Source organism: Bacteroides sp. AF20-13LB, from assembly GCF_003603065.1.
GTDB lineage: Bacteria > Bacteroidota > Bacteroidia > Bacteroidales > Bacteroidaceae > Bacteroides > Bacteroides uniformis.
Genome location: NZ_QTMH01000034.1, coordinates 1 through 6,383, shown reverse-complemented (window position 1 = coordinate 6,383; position 6,383 = coordinate 1). Strand labels below are relative to the sequence as shown.

Below are 6,383 nucleotides of genomic sequence, written 5' to 3'. Positions count from 1 at the left end.
GAATCCCATGCTTTCTGTTCCGGAAATTCATATCTGAATGCTATCCCGTCATCGAATGCTCTTACAATTAGGTTCACTGTTCTCTCCTTCCCATTCCTTTCCACCAGGGGCACTGTCATCTCGTTGCAGTAGTTCCTCGCTCTGCGGACCTTCCCCACTACCAGCTCGTAGGCCTCGTCTATTTTCCTCCTTTGTACCTTTCCCGCCTTGAGCCCTGCCCCGAACTCCCCGCTGTCGAACTCGAATCCCAGCCTTGAGTCCTCCAGCAGCTGCTGTTTCCTGTATTTCACGCTGTAGGCCACTTTCTCAGGTGCTATGTCCAACACAAGCTTCAGCTTCCCGTCGGGAGATGCCACAGAGAACTTCTGCTGGGCTGAAGCGGTACCAAGGCAGAATAGGAGGGCACATATAATAAAAAGTTTTCTCATTTTTATAATAATATATTTAGTTAGAAAATACAAGCGGAATTTACATTTTTCAAATTCCGCTTGAAATATGATAGTATTATTTAGGGTTTTGTACTAAATTAGAATTACGTTGTAGCTGATCAAATGGTATTAGCATGAGATTACGTTTTGTATCATTAGTAGGCTGGTGTTCCCACCAAGTACCTTTTGTGAAATTATTATCAAAACGAATAAGTTGACTTCGACGTAAGCCTTCTAATGCAAATTCTACACCAAGTTCTTGAAGAAAACGACCATATTTTACTGGAACTCCATTACAAATTGTGGTAGCTTCTAATTCTGAACCGGTTAATTCATTGGTTGTATCGAAGTTTCTTCTACGTACTTCATTTACTAATTCGGCAGCTTCTTGTGAGCTACCTCCTGTACGGAGTATACATTCAGCTTTCATCATTAATACTTCGGCATATCTCATAATGACATAATCATTATCAGGAGTACCTGTTGCACCTATTTTGATTTCATATTTGCCAAAACGATACCCTTGATACATGGTAGCATCTCCACTAATATTAGTAACATCTTTGGTATAACTGAGCAGCATTTGTGGGTCTCCGCACCAACCATTTGTCCATAATGGAGTACCATCAAGTGCATATTGTTGTCCCATGCGCCATGTTTTTTCTAAACGCTTATCACCTTCTATATAGTTATCAAAGAAAGTAGGAACTCCGACGCACCCACCATCAAGCCAAGTGGCTTGGAGGTTGAAAGTTTGCATTTGAGAATAGTGTAAAGTTTTGCGTGCCCACATATAAATTTGACCACCTGATTTGGTTTCATCGAATGGAATTACAAACATTGTTTCATTACTCAATTCGTTATTTGTAGAAAATGGGAGTGAATAATCTCCGTCTAGTCTATATTTATTAGTAGCAATAATTTCATTGCATAAATTTTCACATTCATTATACATGGGAGTTCCTATCCATGCTTCGGCATTCAAATATAGACGTGCCAAAAGCATTTTTGCGTTCCATTTATTAAAACGTCCATAGGTGTTTAAGACATCTTCACTTAAGTTATTGATATTATTTTTTAATTCCGACTCAACGAATTCAAAAACTTTAGACCGTGGCTCTGTTGCTGGTAAATAACCATCAGGAACATCAAATCGATCAATAATGGGAACATTACCAAAAGCTTCTAGTAGTAAGTAATAATAAAATGCGCGAGCTACTTTTAATTCTGCAATATAATTTTCTTTACCATTCATTTCTATTGTTGAATTTTCAAATTGGTAAAGAACTCTATTAGCACTTGAGACACCTGAATATAATGCATTCCATATATTGTTTAGATGTGCATCTTCTTCCATCCAAGAATGTTGGTGTAAGCGAATATAAATACCTCCATCATACCATAAGCCATGATTTTTAACTGGAGTAACACAAACATCGGTAGTTTCTTCTAAATCCCACCAGTTTGAATGTTCTGTTAAGGTACGCATACTGGAATATATGGGAACCATGGCTGCCAAGAATTCAGATTCAGTTTTATAAAAGTCTTTTTCAGGGATGCTACTAAAAATTTCTTCATCCAAATTGGTACAAGAACTGAATAAAGAGATAACAGCTAAAAATGCACCAGTAATATATTGTTTTTTGAACATTGCTGTAATTTTTTAAGGTTAAAATAAAAGATTTAAGCCAACAGTGAACTGACGTGTAGTGGGATATAACTCGCCTGCACCAGATCCTTCAACACCAGGAGCAAGTCCTTTAATACTAACTTCTGGATCTAGTCCTTTATAACCAGTCATTGTGAGTAAATTATTGCCTGCTACATATAGACGAAGACGTTGAATGACTTTTTGTTTTTTAAGATTAAATGTATAGCCAACACTTATATTATCCAATTTTACATAATCACCATCTTCTACATAATAACTTTGCATAGCAGGAGCACCTTTTACATATGAATTACTACCAAATGGTTTTTCCAATACTGAGCGAGGTAGATTGCCTTCTCCAATACGTGAGGTTGTTTCCCAATGCATACGTTGGCGGTTCAAGACTTGAAAATTGAATGCACCGCGGAACATAACAGATACGTCGAAACCTTTATAGCTTAATGCTAAATTTAGACTTCCATAAGTTGTTGGAATACCATTACCAATAACTTTTTTGTCGCCATCATCAGCATCAGTCAATAATTTGGGTTGACCATCAGCACCATATACCATCCATAAACCATCAGATGTAAGACTATGAGTCTGGAAACCATGGAAATTACCAACGGGATCACCTTCTCTTACTATGTGAGTATGGGTTTGAATTGGTGAACCGGTAGCTCCTTCATACCAATAATCTTTTTGATAAAGTCCATTTGATAAAGAAATGATTTTATTTTTGTTATAGGAAAATGTTCCTGTAATGTCAAAACGTAAATCGCGTGTTTTAATAGGAGTACCACTTAATAACAATTCGATGCCTTGATTTCTAATTTTTCCAACATTTGCCATCATACTTGATACAATGTAAGGTGGAGTTGGTACTTCATAGGTAGAAAGTAGATCTGAAGTTTCACGGTGATAAATATCAATAGAACCAGAAAGTCTATTTTTTAGGAATGAAAAATCAAGTCCCAAATTTAACTCACTCTTCGTTTCCCATTTTAAATCGGGATTAGGATTTTGGTATGGACCTGCACCTTGTGTCCATTTTCCATTAATATATGCATATCCACCATAATTTAACAAATACATGGATAGTAAATTAGATGTGACTTCATTACCTGTAACGCCATAACCTATGCGAACTTTTAAGTCATCTAACCATTGGATATCTTGCATAAAATTCTCTTTGCTAATGCGCCATCCTGCTGATATAGCAGGAAACCAACCCCATTTATGGTTATCTCCAAAGCGTGATGAACCTTCACGGCGTAAACTGGCCATAAACATATACTTTTCATTGTAATTATAAGTCAATCGACCAAAAAATGAAATTAGTTTATGAGTATTTCTATAACTGGTCATAGCTGCCTTATTATCCTTCATATCATTCATAGAACCAATATTCCAAGGTCCAAACATATCTGTTGGAAAATCTTTTGCCCATTGATATATACCTTTAGCATCATCATCTTGGTAACTATAACCTATCATGGCACCTAGATTGTGTAAACCTAATGATTTGGTATAATCACCTACCAATTCTAAATTCTTTTGCATTGTATTATCAGCCCAATTCCAAACATTACCATAATCTCCGTTTACCACAGTAGTCATATGTTTAAATGTATTGCTTTTATTCTCCATGCGATCAAAACGTTGCATAGCTCCCATCACACTTAGATTAAGACCTTCAATTGGTGATAAAGTTATTTTCCCGCTCATCATTAATTGATTGTATCCTTCTACATCATATTCTTCATTAATCATGGCAACCGGATTATAAGGTTTAAGATTTACTTTATATTCCGTATAATTTCCATTTTCATCATAGATAGGGCGGGTAGGATTTTCTAATAAAGCATTTAAATAGGCTGCATACCATGCACGTTGTTGGGTGACATAACTATCATTGATATTGAATTGAAAGCGTAATTTATTATTGAACATATTATGATTTAGACCTATTTTAGCTGTAATAGATTCACGATCTGTATGACGAATGACACCTTCACGTTTGCGATAATCTATGGAAGCTACGTAATTGGATTCAGCGCTACCACCTTTCAAAGAAAGAAAATGATTGTGGCTGATAGCTGTACGACTAATAGCGTCCACCCAATCAGTGGTAGTTCCCTCATCTTGAATACCTGGAAAATCAGGATCATCTGTTAATCTACGATAATCATTGGCTGTTAACATATCAGCATGTTTTGCAAATGTTTCAAATGAGATAGATCCATTATACTCCATGGAAAGTTTAGTCGCTTTAGCACGATTGGTAGTAATTACAATGACACCATTTGTACCACGAGTACCATAAATAGCAGCTGCAGAACCATCTTTTAGCACATCTATAGATTCTATGTCTTCACTTGAAATAGCTGTTAAACTACCACCTGGAATTCCGTCAATAACGATCAATGGACTAGTATTACCAGATAATGAATTAACACCTCGAATAGTCATTTCGAGTCCTAATACAGGATCACCAGTATAATTTGAAAGTTGAAGACCTGCTACTTTTCCTTGAAGGAGTTGTTCGGGACTTTTTACCATCCCGGCAAGAAAATCGTCTTTTTTTACTGATGTAATAGCACTGGTTACTTCACCTTTTTTCATGGAACCATAACCTACCACTACCACATCATCAAGCTGAAATACATCTTCTTCAAGAATGATGTTTAAAAAAGTAGTTTTATCGTTAGTTGGAATGGTGCGAGTAATGTATCCAATATAACTTACTGTTAATGTACTGCCAGGTCTTAATTTTATCTCAAATATTCCGTCAATATTTGTTGAAACTCCATTACTGGTGCCAGTTTCCAATATTGTAACTCCTGGTAATGTGTTGCCTTTTGCATCTTTTACGACACCTTGGAAGTTTTTGGTTTGTGCAATAGCTAATTGACATATGCATAACATATATAATATTGTCATTAGTCGAATTGTATTGGACAAAGTCCTTTTTTGATAAAAATTTAGCATAGATTCAAAGTGATAAAATGTTTAGATAAATAATTATATATTTCTCAGAGTATTTTAAAAAGGTCGTACAATTTCTAGATCGTCTACTGAAGGTAATGTTGGAAATTTAGCATGTGGTTCAGTTTGATACCAAAATACAACAGAAGAAATGTCTGATTTCTGATCGAGATATCGGCCGTCGTTACGCCATCCAAGATCTTGAATTGTAACTTTTAAATCCTTTTCAAAACGGATTGGATCAAGTATGTGCCAACGATACATGCCAAAACGTTGTTGTGAACGATAAACTCCATCTGGGCGAATAATCTGATGTAATCCTGCATAAGGAGTAGTGAATTCTTCATATTGATGCGTCGTTTTATTTTCAAAGTTGTAAGATCCGCAAAAGTAATCTTCTGTACCAGTACCGCAGATTGTCGGAAATTTCTTATCACCATCCATGAAGAATTTAATTTCACCTTCACCCCACCAACCGTTATTATTCACTTGCCAAGCAATATATGTACCAACGTATTGTCCTTTACCTTTAATACCATCAACCAATACATGGTCAGAATTTATATTAGGATTTGAGCGACGGAATTGTGCATGAAAATAAGCTGCATCCTCAGGAACTTCTGTTAAAGTGTAGTTTATTTGGTAATAAACTCTCATTTCATTATTGGGGTCAATGTTTTCCATTGTAATTTTACATTTTTTGCGGAAAGGCATTTGCCAATAACAATTGAACGCACTACCAGGGTTTACACAAACTGCTAATGAACTTAATGGAGAATATAGTCCCCAACCACTGCAGAAAAAATCACCTATAGGGCACTCTACAGAAGGTTCTTTTTCATCATCCCAATAAAAGCGAATAATTGTTTTTCTCCATTCACCTGTTGGTGTCATCCAAATTTGTTGTATAGAACCAGGGCCTTCGATTTCTGCTAAAGTAAAAGTTTCGTTAGGGCCAATGTTTACATAAGGATTGACTTTCCAGCCTTGCCCTAAAGTTTTAGCTGCATGATGTGCATTAGCTTGATTTATTTTTTCTTTATCTGTAATTGGATCAGCCATACCACCTTTACCTTTCTCACCTGTAAAGTTTTCAGGGCTGATGGAACGTGTCTTGGCATTGGATAAGCGATATAAATTACCCATATTCATGTCAAGTCCATTAAAATTTTGAGCGTAAATGCTTATAGTTGCCATACATAAGGCTGCTAAGATAAAAAATTTGATTTTCATGGTTTAAATAAATTAATTGGTTTATATACTTAGTTAATGGTTTCAGCAAGTTTTGCCAGTTCAAGATATTTCTTGTATAGTTT

4 protein-coding genes are annotated in these 6,383 nt (G+C 35.8%); all 4 read right to left on the bottom strand.

The features are described from left to right. Nucleotides 1-428: glycoside hydrolase family 97 N-terminal domain-containing protein (locus tag DWX62_RS21570; RefSeq protein WP_243636292.1), on the bottom strand; the 428-nt coding region annotated here is incomplete at its 3' end. A 76-nt stretch (nucleotides 429-504) separates the two neighbouring features. After that, nucleotides 505-2,079: a RagB/SusD family nutrient uptake outer membrane protein gene (locus DWX62_RS21565; protein WP_005824689.1), complete on the bottom strand. Its 1,575-nt coding sequence runs from the start codon at nucleotides 2,077-2,079 to the stop codon at nucleotides 505-507. 18 nt (nucleotides 2,080-2,097) lie between these two features. Next, a complete protein-coding gene (locus DWX62_RS21560) occupies nucleotides 2,098-5,022 on the bottom strand; it encodes a TonB-dependent receptor (protein ID WP_229031968.1) in 2,925 nt (974 codons plus the stop codon). A gap of 102 nt (nucleotides 5,023-5,124) precedes the next feature. Next, the gene (locus DWX62_RS21555; RefSeq protein ID WP_005824687.1) at nucleotides 5,125-6,300 is read right to left on the bottom strand and encodes a glycoside hydrolase family 172 protein; all 1,176 of its coding nucleotides are present in this window, start codon (nucleotides 6,298-6,300) and stop codon (nucleotides 5,125-5,127) included. Nucleotides 6,301-6,383: the final 83 nt, after the last annotated feature.

What these genes read in the sequence shown, in the direction of transcription:
- DWX62_RS21565 (WP_005824689.1), bottom strand. Translation starts at nt 2,079, where the DNA reads ATGTTCAAAAAACAATATATTACTGGTGCATTTTTAGCTGTTATCTCT.
- DWX62_RS21560 (WP_229031968.1), bottom strand. Translation starts at nt 5,022, where the DNA reads ATGACAATATTATATATGTTATGCATATGTCAATTAGCTATTGCACAA.
- DWX62_RS21555 (WP_005824687.1), bottom strand. Translation starts at nt 6,300, where the DNA reads ATGAAAATCAAATTTTTTATCTTAGCAGCCTTATGTATGGCAACTATA.